This is a genomic window from Leisingera sp. SA32 (assembly GCF_056033425.1).
The window spans coordinates 199,521-215,820 of sequence record NZ_JBVYHB010000002.1 but is presented as its reverse complement, the minus strand read 5'-3'; the positions used below and the strand labels follow the sequence as shown (position 1 = coordinate 215,820).

Annotated in this window: 13 protein-coding genes; 2 read left to right on the top strand and 11 right to left on the bottom strand. The window is 64.4% G+C overall.

What is annotated here, in order from left to right; translation table 11 throughout:
• Nucleotides 1-116: 116 nt before the first annotated feature.
• Genes selD through AC0IPL_RS03625 form a run of 7 tightly spaced genes read right to left on the bottom strand, consistent with a single transcriptional unit; the run spans nucleotide 117 to nucleotide 8,229 of the window.
• Nucleotides 117-2,282, bottom strand: coding sequence for a selenide, water dikinase SelD (selD, locus tag AC0IPL_RS03655; RefSeq protein WP_474272266.1), 2,166 nt, complete (start codon nucleotides 2,280-2,282; stop codon nucleotides 117-119).
• A gap of 30 nt (nucleotides 2,283-2,312) precedes the next feature.
• On the bottom strand, nucleotides 2,313-2,711 hold the full coding sequence (locus AC0IPL_RS03650) for a Na+/H+ antiporter subunit G (protein WP_474272265.1): 399 nt from the start codon (nucleotides 2,709-2,711) through the stop codon (nucleotides 2,313-2,315).
• 9 nt (nucleotides 2,712-2,720) lie between these two features.
• Entirely contained in the window at nucleotides 2,721-2,990 is a 270-nt protein-coding gene (locus tag AC0IPL_RS03645; protein WP_474272264.1) for a K+/H+ antiporter subunit F, read from the bottom strand.
• A complete protein-coding gene (locus AC0IPL_RS03640) occupies nucleotides 2,987-3,484 on the bottom strand; it encodes a Na+/H+ antiporter subunit E (RefSeq protein WP_474272263.1) in 498 nt (165 codons plus the stop codon). Before AC0IPL_RS03640 ends, AC0IPL_RS03645 begins: the two co-directional genes overlap by 4 nt.
• Complete coding sequence (locus AC0IPL_RS03635) at nucleotides 3,481-5,013, bottom strand: monovalent cation/H+ antiporter subunit D (protein ID WP_474272584.1); 1,533 nt, start codon at nucleotides 5,011-5,013, stop codon at nucleotides 3,481-3,483. Before AC0IPL_RS03635 ends, AC0IPL_RS03640 begins: the two co-directional genes overlap by 4 nt.
• Nucleotides 5,013-5,366, bottom strand: coding sequence for a Na+/H+ antiporter subunit C (locus tag AC0IPL_RS03630; protein WP_474272262.1), 354 nt, complete (start codon nucleotides 5,364-5,366; stop codon nucleotides 5,013-5,015). The genes AC0IPL_RS03635 and AC0IPL_RS03630 overlap by 1 nt, the downstream gene beginning before the upstream one ends.
• A 1-nt stretch (nucleotide 5,367) precedes the next feature.
• Nucleotides 5,368-8,229: a monovalent cation/H+ antiporter subunit A gene (locus AC0IPL_RS03625; protein ID WP_474272260.1), complete on the bottom strand. Its 2,862-nt coding sequence runs from the start codon at nucleotides 8,227-8,229 to the stop codon at nucleotides 5,368-5,370.
• 291 nt (nucleotides 8,230-8,520) lie between these two features.
• Between AC0IPL_RS03625 and AC0IPL_RS03620 the strand changes: the two genes are divergently transcribed.
• On the top strand, nucleotides 8,521-8,994 hold the full coding sequence (locus AC0IPL_RS03620) for a rhodanese-like domain-containing protein (RefSeq protein ID WP_474272258.1): 474 nt from the start codon (nucleotides 8,521-8,523) through the stop codon (nucleotides 8,992-8,994).
• A gap of 56 nt (nucleotides 8,995-9,050) precedes the next feature.
• On the top strand, nucleotides 9,051-9,872 hold the full coding sequence (locus AC0IPL_RS03615; RefSeq protein WP_474272583.1) for a CE1 family esterase: 822 nt from the start codon (nucleotides 9,051-9,053) through the stop codon (nucleotides 9,870-9,872).
• Between the two features lie 124 nt (nucleotides 9,873-9,996).
• On the opposite strand, the gene mdoH is transcribed toward AC0IPL_RS03615, so the two are convergent.
• Genes mdoH through AC0IPL_RS03595 form a run of 4 tightly spaced genes read right to left on the bottom strand, consistent with a single transcriptional unit; the run spans nucleotide 9,997 to nucleotide 16,140 of the window.
• The gene (gene mdoH, locus AC0IPL_RS03610) at nucleotides 9,997-11,907 is read right to left on the bottom strand and encodes a glucans biosynthesis glucosyltransferase MdoH (RefSeq protein ID WP_474272582.1); all 1,911 of its coding nucleotides are present in this window, start codon (nucleotides 11,905-11,907) and stop codon (nucleotides 9,997-9,999) included.
• A 26-nt stretch (nucleotides 11,908-11,933) separates the two neighbouring features.
• Entirely contained in the window at nucleotides 11,934-13,442 is a 1,509-nt protein-coding gene (locus AC0IPL_RS03605) for an OpgD/OpgG family glucan biosynthesis protein (protein WP_474272257.1), read from the bottom strand.
• Complete coding sequence (locus AC0IPL_RS03600) at nucleotides 13,439-14,719, bottom strand: OpgC family protein (protein ID WP_474272256.1); 1,281 nt, start codon at nucleotides 14,717-14,719, stop codon at nucleotides 13,439-13,441. Before AC0IPL_RS03600 ends, AC0IPL_RS03605 begins: the two co-directional genes overlap by 4 nt.
• Before the next feature lie 59 nt (nucleotides 14,720-14,778).
• Nucleotides 14,779-16,140, bottom strand: coding sequence for a tetratricopeptide repeat protein (locus AC0IPL_RS03595; protein ID WP_474272255.1), 1,362 nt, complete (start codon nucleotides 16,138-16,140; stop codon nucleotides 14,779-14,781).
• Nucleotides 16,141-16,300 lie beyond the last annotated feature (160 nt).

Sequence of the window (16,300 nt, the reverse complement as noted above, 5' to 3'; positions counted from 1 at the left end):
CCGGCGCTGATGCGCCGCGCGGGTCCGGTTTCTTTCTGGTCCGAAATACTCTGGGGTGAATTGGCCGCTTGGCCAAGAGGGGCTGGCCCCTTGCCCCTGCCGCCACCGGGGACGGGTCAGCTGCTGAGCGTGATCGCCCCCGACACCTGATTGGTCCGGCCGATGATGGCAGCCGGATAGCCGGCATCCTGCAATTGGCGCAGCAGCGTTTCGGCCTGCTCGCCCGGTACCGCTGCCAGCAGCCCACCAGCAGTCTGCGGATCAAACAGCAGATCCTGCCATCCGCTGGTACTCAGTTCCGGCGTTGTCACCTGATTGGCCGCAAACAGGGAGGAGCGGACGCCGGCCTCCGCCAGACGGGCGGCCCCCTGCATCAGCGGCACGCGACCAGTGAAAACTTCGGCCCCCACCGAAGAGGCCTCGCAGATGCCGAGCAGATGCCCGATCAGACCGAAGCCGGTCACATCTGTCATTGCGTGAGCCACCGGGCCGAGGATGCGGGCGGCGGCGCCCTGGGGTTGGCACATCTGCTCCCACGCGGCGTTGATCCAGGCGCCATCGGCCTGTCCGGCCATCTCCGCGGCCAGCAACACACCGGAGCCGAGCGGCTTGGTCAGAATCAGCGCGTCACCGGGGCGGCTGCCTGCGAGGGAAACGGGTGGCCTTGGGCACAGGCCGGTTATGGTGAAGCCCACCGTCAGCTCATCTCCCAGCGAGGTGTGTCCGCCCACAATTGCGGCACCCGCGTCGGTGAGAACGCCAGAGGCGCTCGTCATGATCTCTGCCAGGCTGCGGGCCTGAAGCCGGGGCGACATCCGCGGCAGGATCAGGGTCACGGTGGCGGCCTGCGGTTCGGCTCCCATGGCCCAGATGTCTCCCAGCGCATGCACTGCGGCGATGCGGGCCATCATGACCGGGTCATTGCAGAAACTGCGCAGATGGTCGGTGGTGATGACTTGCCGCGCGCCGCCCGTGGTCAGCAGGGCCGCGTCATCGCCGGGAAGCGGAGTGATGTCGTCCCGGCCTGCATCGCCGAGCCCGCCAAGCGTCGGCAGCAGGGCGCCGCGCCCGACTTTGGCGCCGCACCCGCCGCACAATGGCTTGTCGCCCAAGGCCTCGCCCATGTCCAATGTGGTTTCAGCGGGCAGGCCCGGAGGGTCCATGCTGGGCAAGTCGCGAAACTTCTCCATGAACGCCTGGTCGATGCGGTCCTTCCAGCGCCACATCAGCGGGCCGCTGAAACTGTGACCGAGGCGTTCGCCCAGGGCCTCCCGGGCTCCAAGTGAGACCAGCTTCAGGTAATCCTTTTGCGGATGGTAGCGGCGCAGTGGATCGCCAGTCAGACTGGCGCGCAGGTTGTGGTACAGCACCGGGGCCTGACGCACGGCATAGACCCCGGCCTTGGGGCGTGGCGCGTGCTGCATGTGGGCGCAATCGCCGGAAGCAAAGACATTGGCCACGGAGCTTTGCAGCGTGCTATCGACGCGGACAAACCCATCGTGCAGATCAAGACCACAGTCCGCGAGCCACGCATAAGGACGCGCGCCCGCGGCGCCGGTTGTGAAGTCGGACAGGATCTCGCGGCCGTCCTCCAACAGGATATGGTCGGCCTCGATCCGGGCGACCGCAGCGTGTTCTTCAAGTCGCACGCCCAGCTCGGTCATGGCCCGCCGCAGGGTGGCGCGGGCAGGGGCGCTGACAGTGGCCAAGGCCCGGTCGCTGTCGATCAGGGTCGCTTGCGCCAGTCGGCCGCGCGACTTCAAGGCATATGCCATCGCCAGGATCAGCTCTGCCCCGGCGACGCCGCCGCCGATCACCGCCACATGTGCCGCACCACCGCCCTGGCAAAACGCCTGCCAGCGAACGGCGAAGTCGCCCAGTGGTTTTGCCGGGGTTGCATGGGCGGAGAACCCAGGAAGATCAGGCATGTCCGAGGTGATGCCAACGTCGATGGAGGCCACGTCATAGGCGATCGGCGGCCGCCCCGGAACATGCACCCGCTGAGCCGCCGTGTCGACATGCGTGGCGGCGCCGAGGACCACACGGGCACCGGCAAAGCGGGCAAGGCGGATCAGGTCGATGTCCAGCTCATCGCGCGCGTAATGGCCCGCGACGTACCCCGGCAACATGCCGGAGTAAGGCGCGGTGGGACCAGGATTTATCAGTGTCAGGCGCGCGCCAGCCAGCGGTTTCATGCCCCATTTGCGCAAGACCAAGGCGTGACTGTGGCCGCCACCGATCAGCACCAGGTCTCGGGTCAGGGGGAGAGGAGGAGCATGCATGTCGGAAATGGCCTTTGCTGCGCTGTACGGTCAAAGCTCTGCGGGATCCGCAGTGGCGTTGCGGCGCTGTTCGTCCTCGACCGTGTCATGGGTGGCCCAGTGATCGTCCTCGCCCGGGGCCGGCATGGTCTCGCGGCTTTCCTGCCGGTGGATATGTACCTTGGCGATGAAATGCGCGGTGATCGGCGCTGTCAGGAACAGGAACAGCGTGATCATCAGCTCATGCATCGAGAAATAATCGCCGAACGCAGCTGCATTCAGCATCGAGGCCAGGAGCACACCACCGACCCCCAGCGTTGTCGCCTTGGTGGGCGCATGCAGTCGCGACATCGGGTCATCCAGTTTCAGCAGCCCGAAGGAGCCGACGATGCCGAAGACGCCGGCAATCACCAGACAGGCAGAGACCAGGATTTCAAACAGGCTTTCCATATCGGTCCCTCATTCGATGATGTTGCCGCGCAGGATAAAGCGCGCATAAGCCACGGTTGAGACAAACCCCAGCATGGCGATGATCATGGCAGCCTCGAAGAAGATCGCGCTGCCCAGTGCCAGACCATAAAGCACCATCAGTGCGATCGCGTTGATGAACATCGTGTCCAGCGCCAGAATGCGATCGGCCACATCGGGGGCCGTGGCGACCTTCCAGAGGTTCATCAGCATGGCCAGCGCAAAACAGCCAAAAGCGAAGTAGGTGGCAATGCCGATCATTCGAAAATCTCCATCAGCCGACGTTCATAACGCTCTTTGATCTCGTCGCGGACCGCGTCGGGGTTGGGGGCGTCGAGGCAATGAACCAGCAAAGTGTGGCCTCCGTCGGAGACATCTGCTGACAAGGTGCCCGGTGTCATCGTGATCGTGCCAGCCAGGGCGGTGATGGCTTCGGGCGTCTTCAGATCCAGCGGTATGGTGATCCAGTTGGGGCGCCGTTCGGCATTGGGTTTGAACAGCACGATGCGCGCAACGATGATGTTGGCCTGCACGATGTCCGCCAGCACCACCAGCACGTATTCCACGATCTTGAGCGGGCGCCTGAGACGCGGCCGGTTTGGCCAATAGGGCTGCGTGACAAACGGAATGAGGATGCCGAGTGCCAGGCCGAACAGCAGGGAGTTCAGCGACCAGCCGTTGACCAGCAGCAGCCAGGTCACGGTCAGCAGAAGTGTCAGCAGCGGGTGCGGAAACAGGCGTCGCAGAAGGGTCATTCGGCCTCCTTGCCAAGGACGGTTTCAATATATGCAGTGGGTGTGAACAGCTGCGCGGCGGTGGCCTCGGCGTAGCGGGTGGCAGGGCCGGCAAATATGGTCAGCGCCACCAGGGCAAACAGCAGCCCGAAGCAGGCGACGAAGGGCAGCCGGGCCACCGGAGCCACCAGCACGGCCACCTCGCCCGGCTCATCCGCGGTTTCCTGCGGCAGGCCGTGGCCTTTCCAGAACAGATGCGAGCCCGCGCGGGCCATACCAAGAATGGTGATCAGCGAACCGATCAGGATGACCGCCCAGATCCAGGTGGCCAGCGCATCATCGCGGGTGGCGTCCAGAACCAGCAGCTTGCCCAGAAAGCCCGACAGCGGCGGCATGCCCGCCAGCGCGATGGCCGCGGCAAAGAACAGCGCCGCAATGAGACCGGTCTGCGGCATCGGTAGCTGCGGCAGGATCCAGCGGCCCTGGCGTTCGATCACCAGATCCGCGACCAGGAACAACAGCGCCGCCGCCAGGGTGGAGTGTACAAGATAGTACAGCGCGGCAGCCGTAGCTGCGGGGGTGAACAGCGAAATTGCGATCAACAGCGTGCCCATGGAAGAGATGGCGCCAAAGGCTGCCAGCCGCCCCAGCTTGCGCGAGCCGAGCACACCGATGGACCCTGCGAGCAGCGTCAACAGTGCAGCAGGCAGCAGCCAGCCCTGGGTCAACCCGTCGGTGGCGGCAACCTCTGGTCCGAACACCAGCGTATAGATGCGCAGGATCGAATAGGCGCCGACCTTGGTCATGATGGCGAACAGCGCCGCAACCGGCATCGGCGCATTGGCATAGGCCGAAGGCAGCCAGAAATGCAGCGGCAGCAGCGCGGCTTTGATGGCAAAGACCAGCAACAACAGCACCGCGGCAACCCGCAGCAGCGCCGTGTCTTCGGCTGGAATCTGCGCCACCTTGACGGCCAGATCTGCCATGTTCAGCGTACCGGTGACGGAATAGAGCGTGCCAAGCGCAAACAGGAACAGGGTGGAGCCAAGGAGGTTAAACACCACATACTGCACGCCTGCCTGGAGCCTGCGGGTGCCGCCGGAATGAATCATCAGCCCGTAAGACGCGATCAGCAGCACCTCGAAGAACACAAACAGGTTGAATGCGTCGCCGGTCAGGAAGGCCCCCATGATGCCCATCAGCTGGAACTGGAACAGCGCGTGAAAGTTGCTGCCACGCTGGTCCCAGCCAGAGCCAATGGCATAGAGCAACACCGGCAGCGCCAGCAGCGCGGTCAGCACGATCATCATCGCGGACAGCCGGTCCAGCACCAGCACGATGCCGAACGGTGCGGGCCAGTTGCCCAACTCATAGACCTGCACGCTGCCATCCATGGCCTGGGCCGCCAGCGTCAGCGAGATCGCGGCCAGCAGCACCGTGCTGGCAACGGAGAAGATCCGTTGCAGGTCCAGATGGTGGCGCAATGCCATGATGATAAAGGGCGCAACGAGGGCCGGCAGCACCACCGGAGCGATCAGCATATGGTCGATCATGTGTCCTCTCCGGCGCCTTCGGGTTCCGCGTTCAGCGCCGTGCGGTCATCGCGCGACGACAGATAGGCGCCAAGCGCGATCATCACCACCACCGCCGTCATGCCGAAGGAGATCACGATGGCCGTCAGCACCAGTGCCTGCGGCAGCGGATCAGTGTAGATGACCTCGGCGTATTTGTTAAGGATCGGCGGCGCGCCAGACAGCAACCGACCGGAGGCAAACAGGAACACGTTGACCGCATAGGTCAGCAGCGACAGTCCCAGGATCACCGGGAAACTGCGACGACGCAGGATCAGGTAGATACCGGCCGCGGTCAGGATGCCCACGGCCGAGGCGACGAGAAGTTCCATGTTATGCCTCCGTCCCGGTCTTGGCCGCTTCGTCGCGCGCCGGGTTGATGTCCATTGCGTGTTCGGAGCTGATGCCCGGCTGCCAGGCAAAGCGCGACAGGCTTTCCAGGGCCAGCAGCACTGCGCCCACCACCGCCAGGAACACGCCCAGATCGAACAGCGCCGCGGTGGCCCACTCGAATTCCTCCAGCGGTGCCCAGTGCAGATAGCCAAAGGCGCTGGTCAGGAACGGCATGCCATTGAACCAGGCGCCCATGCCGGTGGCGGCGGCGATCAACACACCGGAGCCGATGATGGCATGGTAATGAAACCGTTGGCGTTCCGTCGCCCAGCCAAAGCCCGAGGCCATGTACTGCATGATGATGGCGATCGCCGCCACCAGGCCCGCGATAAAGCCGCCGCCCGGCAGGTTGTGGCCTCGAAAGAAGATATAGGCGGCAACCATCAGCGCCAGCGGCATCATCACCCGCGTCGCGACCACCATCATCAGCGGATGCGCATCGCCCGCCTGCGGCAGATCGGGTTTGCGGTTCAGCAGATAGGCACGCACACGGGTGGCCAAAACAGCCTCTGTCAGCGCAAAGATGACCATGGCAGCGATGCCCAGCACGATAATCTCGCCAAAGGTGTCATAGCCGCGGAAATCCACCAGGATCACGTTCACCACATTGGTGCCGCCACCGCCCTTGTAGGAGTTGGCGAGGTGGAAATCCGAAATCGTCGGGAAGGCGAAATCCCGCATCATCAGCGCGTAGATCAGCCCGCCCGCGCCAAGGCCTGCCACCACGGAAATCGCGCCATCGCGCAGCCGGGTCAGCAATGGCGTCTCAACGGGCGTTTCCTTGGGCATGAAATTCAGCGCCAGCAGCAACAGGATGATCGTCACCACCTCGACCGAAATCTGCGTCAGCGCCAGGTCGGGCGCCGAAAGATAGTTGAACGCCATCGAGACCACGAGGCCGATCACCCCGATCAAAACCAGCGCCACCAGTCGGTTGCGGTGTTTGGCGACGATGAACAGGGTGGAGGCAACCAGTGCGAACCAGCCGACCACCGGAAGAATTCCGGCGGTCTGCATCTCGCGGGTTGCTGCCCCGAGGGTGCCGCCCAGATACGCGACGTAGCCGATGATGACAGTAAAGGTCACCATGATCGCCGCATAGCGTGTCAGCGCGCCATTGTGCAGACCGTCGGTCAGCATCCGGGCCAGTTTGGTCAGCGCATCAAGCAGCGCTTCGAAGATCTGTTTGGCCTCGGGGCGCGGCAGACGGTTCCAAACCCGTGTCAGCGGAGCATGTAGCGCCAGCAGTGCTAGACCTCCAAGGATGGCCACAATCGACATGTACAGGGCAGGCGTAAGCCCGTGCCACAGCTTCAGCGAATAATAGGGCAAGGCGCCACCGCCGGTGACAGCGCCAGCGGCGGTGGCCACCAGCGGCCCCGCGATCTTGGCCGAGGCAAGACCGATCAGCACCACCAGCAGCACCAGGAAGGCGGGGCCGATCCACATGCCGGTGGTGGGGTCATGCGGATGGCCGGGATAATCCTTGCGCTTGGCTCCGAGGAAGACATGGGCAATGAACCGGAAAGAATAGGCCGCTGAGAACAACGCCGCCACGGTGACCAGCACGGGCACCAGCAAGGGGGAGCCATACCAGGCAGTGTGGGCGGCTTCCTCCAGCATCATTTCCTTGGACAGGAAACCGTTGAGCGGCGGAATGCCAGCCATCGACAGCGCCGCGACGGTGCCAATAGCGAATGTGACCGGCATCAGATGGCGCAGGCCCCCGAGACGCTTTATGTCGCGGGTTCCGGCCTCGTGATCCACGATGCCTGCGGTCATGAAAAGGGCCGCCTTGAATGTGGCGTGGTTGATGATGTGGAACACCGCGATCACGGCCGCCAGCTTGGTGCCAAAGCCCAGAAGCATCGTGATAAGACCCAGGTGGCTGACGGTGGAGAACGCGAGAAGCGCCTTGAGATCATCCTTGAACAACGCAATCACCGCGCCCAGCAGCATGGTGACAAGGCCGGTGGTGGCAACAATATAGAACCACTCCGGCGTGCCAGCGAGGACGGGCCAGAGGCGCGCCATCAGGAACAAACCGGCCTTCACCATGGTGGCGGAATGCAGATAGGCCGACACCGGCGTCGGAGCGGCCATCGCGTGCGGTAGCCAGAAATGGAACGGAAACTGCGCCGATTTGGTGAAACACCCCAGCAGGATCAGGATCAGGGCGGGCAGGTACAGCGGCGAGGCTTGGATGGCGTCCTTGTTTTGCAGGATCACGCTCAGGTCATAGGAGCCGACGATATGGCCCAGTATCAACATGCCTGCAATCATCGCCAGCCCGCCGGACCCGGTGACGGCCAGCGCCATCCGCGCGCCCTGGCGGCCCTCGGGCAGGTGTTTCCAATATCCGATCAGCAGGAAGGAGCTTAGCGAGGTCAACTCCCAGAAGACGAGCAGAAGCAGAATGTTATCAGACAGAACGATGCCCACCATCGCGCCCTGGAACAGCAGTAGATAGCAGTAGAACTGGCCCATAGGGTCTTCGCGCGAGAGGTAAAAACGGGCGTAGAGGATGATCAGCAGGCCGATCCCGAGGATCATCGCTGCAAACAGGAAGCCCAACCCGTCGAGGAAGAAATTCGCATTGAGCCCCAGAGCAGGCAGCCAGTCGACGCTGGCCTGCACGGTCTCGCCGCGGAACACGGCCGGGATGTGAAGCATCAGGCCGACAAAGGCCAATAACGTGGTGAATCCGGCGGCAGAGGCCGCGGCATTGCGTCCGGCGCGGATCAATAGCGCCGGAAAAACGGCTCCGAGAAAGGGCAGGGCCGCAATCAGGAAAAGGGACACGTGCAGGTCTCCTGTCGGTTTTCGCGCGTCTTGTTTTTGCTCAGTGCTAAGCGATTTTCGCGCTCAGAACCAGCCTTGCTGCCCATGCTGCGGTTGGAATGCCGCAGGCAGGGGCGCAAGCGGGACGCTTGTCACCGGCATAATTGGGCAGCGTTGGCGCAATAACAAGAACTTGACCGGCGGAGAATCACCGTTTCTGGTGATTGAGGGGGCGGCGGATGCTATGTCTCGATCCGGGCGTGTTGCGGGTGGTCCGTGAGGCGACCGCCGGATCCGGCAGCGGAGGTCGTGATGGAAGGTGCGCATTGGCAAGGGCAAGGGTTGTCGCGGCGGTGGTTGCTGCTGGGCGGCAGTGCGGCAATTGTCGGCACGGGCCTGTGGTGGCATCGCCGCCGCCCGCCGCCGCATGACCAGCCACGACTGAGCGCGGCGCAGGCATTTGCCGCTGTGCGTGCGGGGGATCTGGTCCTGGTGGACATACGCACGCCGCAGGAGTGGCGGGCCACGGGCGTGCCGGTTGGCAGCCATGCGATTGATATGCGGCGCCCCGATTTCGCGGATGCGCTGCTGGTGGCCCTGGCAGGTGACAGAGGCGCGCCGGTGGCGTTGATCTGTGCCCGCGGGGTGCGGTCGGCGCGACTGACGCGGGCCCTGGCAGATGCGGGATTCGTCAATGTGGCCGATGTCGCGGAAGGCATGTTGGGCTCCGCCTACGGAAGTGGCTGGATCGCCAGCAACCTGCCGGTGGCACGGTGGCAAGGGTGAATAGCCGGGGGCGGGCGATCCGGGCGGCGTGTGCGGCGCTGGGTGGTCTGGCGCTGATGGCCGCGTCCGCGACCGCGGCCTTTGCAAGCTGCGGGGAGATTGATGAGGGTTGCGCGGTGCCCCTGGGACAATACGTGATCGCCATGCCGCAGCAGAAGGAGGCGGCAGCCGCCTCGCAGGAAACGGAGCCGGTCCCAGTGGTGGTCTTTCTGCACGGGTATGGGGGCAGTGCCGGGCAGGTACTGAACAACCAGGCTCTGGGCCGCGCACTGACACGGCGCGGATATGCGGTGATCGCACCGCAGGGGCTGCGGCGCGACGGTGAGGGCCCACGCTCCTGGAGCTTCGGGCCGTTCTCTGGCGGCCGCGACGAGGTGGCGTTTTTGGATCAGGTGCTCGCGGATGCCGTTGCGCGGTTCGGCGTCTCGTCAACGCGCACGGTGCTCGCGGGGTTTTCGGCGGGAGCATTCATGGTGCATTATCTGGCCTGCGCCGCGCCGCAAGGTTTTGCGGCCTATGCACCGGTCGCGGGGGCGTTCTGGCAGCCACAGCCCGACAGCTGCGCCGGGCCGGTGCGCCTCTTTCATGTTCATGGGTGGCGCGACGCCGTGGTGCCGCTGGAAGGGCGGCCCCTGGGGGGTGGGCGCTGGCAGCAGGGGGACGTCTTTGCGGCGCTGGCGCTGTGGCGCGAGGTCAATGGCTGTGCGTGGCATGCGCCGCAGCGCAGTTGGAGCCACGAGGGGCATTTGCGTCGCCGCTGGCACTGCGGCGGGCTGCACGACATAGACTTGCTGCTGTTCGATGGGGGGCACCAGGTGCCATCGGACTGGGCTGACTGGATGATAGACTGGTTCGAAGGCACCGCAGATACGCGGTAACCGGGCGTGCTCTCGCGTCTGAGGACGGAATTCGAAGAGTGCCGCCATAGCCTTGGGCGTTGCAGCGCCCCCTGACGGGCGCGCTGCGGTTGCGTTCCTTCCGAGAGACGGGGCGCGGTGGCGGTCACTCTGCGGGGGTCTGGTGCCGGGGGCCGCCGTCTAGCAGAGCCTTCAGTTCGGCGCGTGCGGCGCGGGCGGTACGGGTGATCCGGGGTTCGCGAAAGTCCTCGCGGGTGGCCATCCAGTGGCGGATGCGGTTTGCCGTCCGCAGGCCGGACAATGCCGACAGCGGCACTGCCAGAACCAATGAAAAGGCGATGGGAGCCAGCCACCAAGAGACCGCTCCAGACAGGATCCCGGCCCACAGCGCGGCGCCGCTGAGGGTTTCAAGCGCGTGGCAGGCAAGCAGCGTCCTGAGACCGTAGCTGCCGCCTGCGCGGGCCTGTGGGTCCCAGCCGCGCTGCAAGCCGAACGCGGTGCGGAACACCGCGATCATCTGTTGGACCATCAGGATCGGCGCATAGAGGATCGCCAGAATGACCTCGGACAAAAAGGACAGCGCAAAATGCCGCGCGCCACCGTATTCGGAGAACCGGCTGCCGGTCAGCGGCAGTGCCACCGCCGCCAGCAGTTTGGGCGCCAGCAGCATGGCGTAGATCAGAATGATCACCAGCACATGGTTGGGTTGCGACATATCCGGCCAGCTGGGGCGGAACGGGTTGGCCTCGCTGAAGTAGCGGATCACTGACGCTTCTTCGCTGCGGCCAATAATGGCCCATAGCACCAGCAGAGCAAACCACACTGGTGCCATCAGATAGCCGATGGCTCCATGGAATAGGTGAAACCGTGAGATCGCGCGAAACCCGCGCGCGCCCAGCAGGTTCAGGTGTTGCAGGTTTCCCTGGCACCAGCGCCGGTCCCGGAGGATGTGGTCGACCAATGTGGCGGGCGTTTCCTCATATGAACCGCGGATGCGGGGCAGGAAGCGCACCGACCAGCCCGCCCGGCGCAACAGGCCCGCCTCGACAAAATCATGGCTCATGATCAACTTCTTGCCGCCGCCAAAAGGTGAGCGCAGCAGCGGCAGACCAGCGCAGGCGGCAAAGGCGCGGGTGCGGATTATGGCGTTATGCCCCCAATAGTTGCCCTCATGGCCGGCCCAGCGCGCGAGACCCTCGGCCAGCGCCAGTCCGTAGACGCCGTTGGCGAACTGCTGCATGCGTCCAAACACCGATTGCGCGCCAATCAGCTGCGGGTAGCTCTGGATCAACCCGGCGCCGGGATCGCGCGAGAGCGCGTCGGTCAGCCGGGCTATGGCGCGGCCGGTCATCAGGCTGTCGGCGTCCAGCACCAGCATCGCCTCATATCCCGCCCCCCAGCGGCGCAGCCAGTCGGCGATGTTGCCAACCTTGCGCCCCGCGTTGTCCGCACGGCGGCGGTAATACAGGCGACTCTGCGGTGGCAGCATGCTGCGCAGCGCCTCGACGCTGGCACGTTCCTGGTCGGCGATCGCCTCATCCCGGGTGTCCGACAGGATGTACATCTCGTACTCATGCTGACCACCGCGGGCGTGCAGCTCTTGTAGCATGGTGTGGGCGTTGCCCAGCACGTACCAGGGCACCTCGTTGTAGATGGGGATCAGCAGGGCCACCTTCATTGGTTGCGCGGGGCCGTCGATACGGGTGCGCGGGCGACGCGACAGACCGTATAGGCCCAGCAGAACGGTAGAAACGGTGAAGGCGATCCAGAAGAAGTTGAAACCGATCAGCGCCAGCAGCACCATTTCCAACACCATGACGCCGTCGGCGGCAAACCAGCCCTGCATGACCCAGCACAGCGTGCCTGTGGCCAGCATGGCGGGAGAGAAGGCCAGAAGGCGCCAGAGCGCCACCTGTCGCGGCGGTGACTGCCGTGGGGCGGCGGTGTCGTGAAAGTCACGGGTGAAATCCTGGGCAGGCATTGCCAGCGGTTGCTCGGGCGGCATCAAATCACCGCCGTCCTCTCGTGCGATGCCTTGCGCGATTTCCTGTGTCATGGAGCTGCGCGGGGCGTGATGCCGGGTCATGCCGTCCACCTGTAGAGCCAGACCTCGGATGCGGGGGCGCTATCCTTGCGAAGCTGCGCACGCAGCTCGACATGGTCGCGTTCGCCGGGATCAAAGTGGAACGCCAGCCGCAACCCGCCGGTTTCAGGATTGCGCTGCAAAACGCCCTCGCTGGTTTCCACGTGGGGAGAGTGGATGTGCATCTCCAGCCTGTCGGGACCATCGTCAAACAGCGGGTGCGCCGCGAATTCGAGCGTGACGATGCGCCCGGGTCCGCCGAAGATCCGGGCGCCGCTTGCGGTGTCAATTACACGGGGCAGAGCCAGTGCAGGTTCCCCCCCCCAGCTGAGCCGGTAGCTGAGGTGAACCTCCGAACCAGCAGCATAGGGATCGCGCGGGCGCCAGTAGGCCACGATATTGTCGTAGATCTCCTTATCCGCGGGGATCTCGACCAAGGTGACGGCTCCCTCGCCCCAATCGCCGATGGGTTCGACCCACAGACACGGGCGCTGGTGATAAAAGGCTTCGAGATCGTTGAAATCCGACAGTTTGCGCGCCCGCTGCATCAGGCCAAAACCACAGGGATTGTCGTCGACGAAAGACGACACCTGCAGCCGGGAAGGGTTGGCCAGCGGCCGCCAAAGGGTCTCGCCATTGCCATTGACCATCAACAGCCCGTCACTGTCGTGAACCGCGGGGCGGAAATCGTCAAAGCGGTTGCGGTTGGTGGCGTCGAACAGGAACATGGAGGTCAGTGGCGCGAGACCGGTGTGGCTCAGCTCTGAGCGGGGAAACAGGGTGGCTTCCACCTCCATCACCGCGTGGGTGCCGGGGGTGATGTGGAACCGATAGGCGCCAGAGACGGAGGGCGAATCCATCAGCGCATGCACCACCATGTGGCGCTGGCCGGGGGCTGGGGCTTCGAGCCAGAATTCGATGAACTCGGGGAACTCCTCGCCCTCGGGGTCGGCGGTTTTCAACGCCAGCCCGCGCGCCGACAGCCCGTAGGTGTTCCCGGCGCCGATGGCGCGAAAATAGCTGGCGCCTTGGAAGACACAGAACTCGGTCTTCTGGTCCGGGGTGTCGAGATGGGTGCGCAGGCGCAGACCGGAATAGCCGAGGTGCCCCTCGGTTGTCAGAGCGGGCGCCGTATCGCTCTGGTCGAAGAGGGCAAGGTCAAAGGGCACCCGTTCCGTCATCCCGCCGGTCACGGTGTTGATCTGCACCGCGCGCGGGTAATAGAGGCCCGGCAGGAAGAAGTCGACGTTGTAGCTGCGCCGGGTGTCGGCCCAAAGCGCGTCTGCGGTGCGAAACCAGCGTGCCTTGTAGTCGTCGTAGGATTGCGCCAACCAGTCCTGCGGCACGGCGGGGCGTTCGGCATAGTCCTGCTGCGCCAGCGCGCGGGCCTTTTCAACCACGGTCGCATGGCTGAAGGGGCGGGCGGGACTGCCGCGGGCGGGCAGGGCCGCCAGCATGGTGCTGCCAAGTGCGGCAGCCAGGAAGGAGCGGCGAGACAGCGGACTCATCTGCGGGCCCTCCAGGGCTGGGACTTGAACCAGGCAGCGCCATAAGCGCAGCCGATTATCAGCGCAAACCCGGCCAGGTTTGCGGCGGCGGTGGTCAGGATGGCGCGGTCGGTCTGGTCCAGCGCAAAGCCGATGAACCGCGCCAGCGCCATGGAGAACACAAAGACCGCCAGCGACTGCTGTCCAACCTTGGTGATGAGGCGCAGCAGCACGGCCCAGACACGCGACGCCATAGATTGCCCCGACGCGATCAGGCGCTTGCCGCCGGTTCCCGCCGCGACCCAGCCCAAATAGGCCAGCGCCAGAAAATGACCATAACGCAGAAGGCCGAAGTCGGTCTTCTCGCGCCACTCGGCAATCGCTTCACGGCCAGGTACAATCAGATCTGCCAGACCGGGGCTCGCGGATTTGACCCACGTAAAGACTTTGTAGCTGCCATAGGGGGCGGACAGGATCACAAACGCCAACGCCAAAGCGATCAAGACGCGCGACACAGGCGGACGCGGCAACCAGCCTTTCATGAAGGCAAAGCCCGTGAAGAACAGCAACTGCCAGCCGAAGGGGTTGAAGAACCATTCGCGCGCGGACCAGGGTTCGGCAGGCAGCGAAACACCATTGGGACCAAGGCCGATCATATATGGATTGGCGGTCAGCCAGATCAGAGAGCTGGCCAGCACCACCGCCCACAGTCCAAGGCCGTGCAGCGCCATCATCAGCGGCAGCAGCATAAGAACCACCAGGTACATCGGCAGAATGTCGAAATAGTTGGGCACATAGGTCAGGCTGAAAACGCCGACGATCTGCTGCATCGGATCGTTGAAGAAATGCCCAAGGTTCAACGAGTTCACGTAGCTTTTGTCAAAGCCGCCATAAAGATCCAGCGCGGCCATCGACATGGTGAGAAAGAAAAACAGCCCAATGTGCGCCCAGAACACTTGCCAGCACCGGAACGCGACTCGCGCCGTGCCCAGCCACCAGCCCTGACGCGCGTAAGAACCGCCAAAAGCAATGGCCGAGGCCATGCCGGAGCAGAATACGAAGATCTCCGTCGCATCGGAAAAGCCAAAGCGGGCCGGGATCCATCCCGCCCAGCGGTTGCCGGGGACATGCGCCACCAGGATAATGAACATGGCGATGCCGCGATAAAAATCGAGCCGCGGATCGCGCGGGCGCGGGGATGCGGTGTGGCTGTTTTCGGCCGCTTGCAGCGGTGGCACCACGCGGTTGGCGGCGCCGGGGTCTTTGACGGGCCCGGGAAAGGGCGCAACGGTGGACATCTGTCGTTTCTGGTCCTTGGTGGGTTGATGGTGACGGCACAACGGCACGCCGCTGCGGTCTATTCCGCAGGAACGCTTGCTGCTCTGGATGGGTTCCGTGCCTCGGCAATCAGATTGCGGCGGGCAAGGGCGTAATTGTCTTCTGCGCCGCCGCGCAAGGTGCGGCGCTGGTCGAGGATCGCCTCGGCGGCATCCAGCTGGCCTGCGCGCAGACCGGCGTCAATGGTGATCCGTTCAAAGACGTCGCGCTGGGCATGGCTGCCGCCGGCCAGTTGCAGGGTCGGACGGGCGGCGCTGAGATTGGCGAAGGCAGCGGCATAGTTGCCTTCGCCAAAGGCTTCCAGCCCATCGGCGGCGGCACAGCCGGGATCGGCCATGCGGGCCTGCGCCTCGGTTGCAGCAGCGCGCCCGTCTGCGTGGATGCGGTGTACCAGCCTGTGGGCAGCCTCCTTGCGGTGGCCTGTCAGCGCCATGAGGTAATGCAGATCGGCGAAGATCAGGCTGCCGTCCTCTGTGCGATTGGCGCAAAGATCCGACAGTTCTTCCCAGCGGGGGGCGACATCGAGCCCTTCCAGTTCCAGCCGCATCAGCAGCGAGGTCGCGTTGGAAATGTCGCGGTAGTCGTCGGTCTTGTCCTTTCGGACCTCGCTGTCATAAAGCGCGAGTGCCTGGTCCATCTGGCCGAGGTCCAGATGCATCAGCGCCTTGTGCCACCAGACGTGGTAGCGAAAGTTGTTGCAATGAGCCCAGGCCGCCTCGCGGCCATGCAGCCAGTCCAACCCGGCGCGGGCGTTGCCTGTCATGTCGTGCACATGGGCAACCGCATGCAGCCCCCAGGCGTCGTCGGGGGCCATCCACAGCGCCTGACGCCCGGTCACAGCGGCACGCTCATAGTCGCCGGTTTCCTCCAGCGCAAAGGCGTGGCAGCCCAGCAGATATCCGCGCCCGGCGTGGTCCGGCGCATAGGTCGGGATCACGCGTTCAAGCGAGGCGCGCATGCCCCTGGCGTCGCCGAGGATGAACCGGATGCCATGGCTCAACTTCATCGCCAGCGTGTCCTGCGGCCAGCGGGCCAGAACCTCTTCCATCCGGCAGATCGCCTGGCTGGGTTTGCCTTGCATCCAGCTGTCCAGCGCCTCGATGTACTTGCGCTCGCGGGGCAGCGCTCCGTCGTAACAGGCCCGGGCGTCACACAGCGCGTTGCCTGCCGCTGGCAGAAGCTCGCGGCGGCCCAGCATCAGCAGCGATAGTCCCTTTATCGCATGCGCGAGGGCAAACTGCGGCGCTGCCGTCAGCACTGCGTTCAGGTGGTCAGCGGTGACGGCAGAGTGGGACAGCACACCCAGTTGAACCGCATTCCAGTCGTTCAGGGCGTCGGCGTGGGTCAGGCTGCTGTCCTGGCCAAAGATATCAAGCGTCATGGGGGTCCAATCTGTGTCAAATGGCAATTGCGGTCGCGCCGGTTTTGAAAAAGGGTAGAGCATCGGAATGCTTCGGGCGAACCCCGCTCGCGGTTTGGTGATTGTCCGTGTGGTCCAGACGGTTAGTTTTGCCGCAGGTGTAGGATTTTTAGGGATTTTT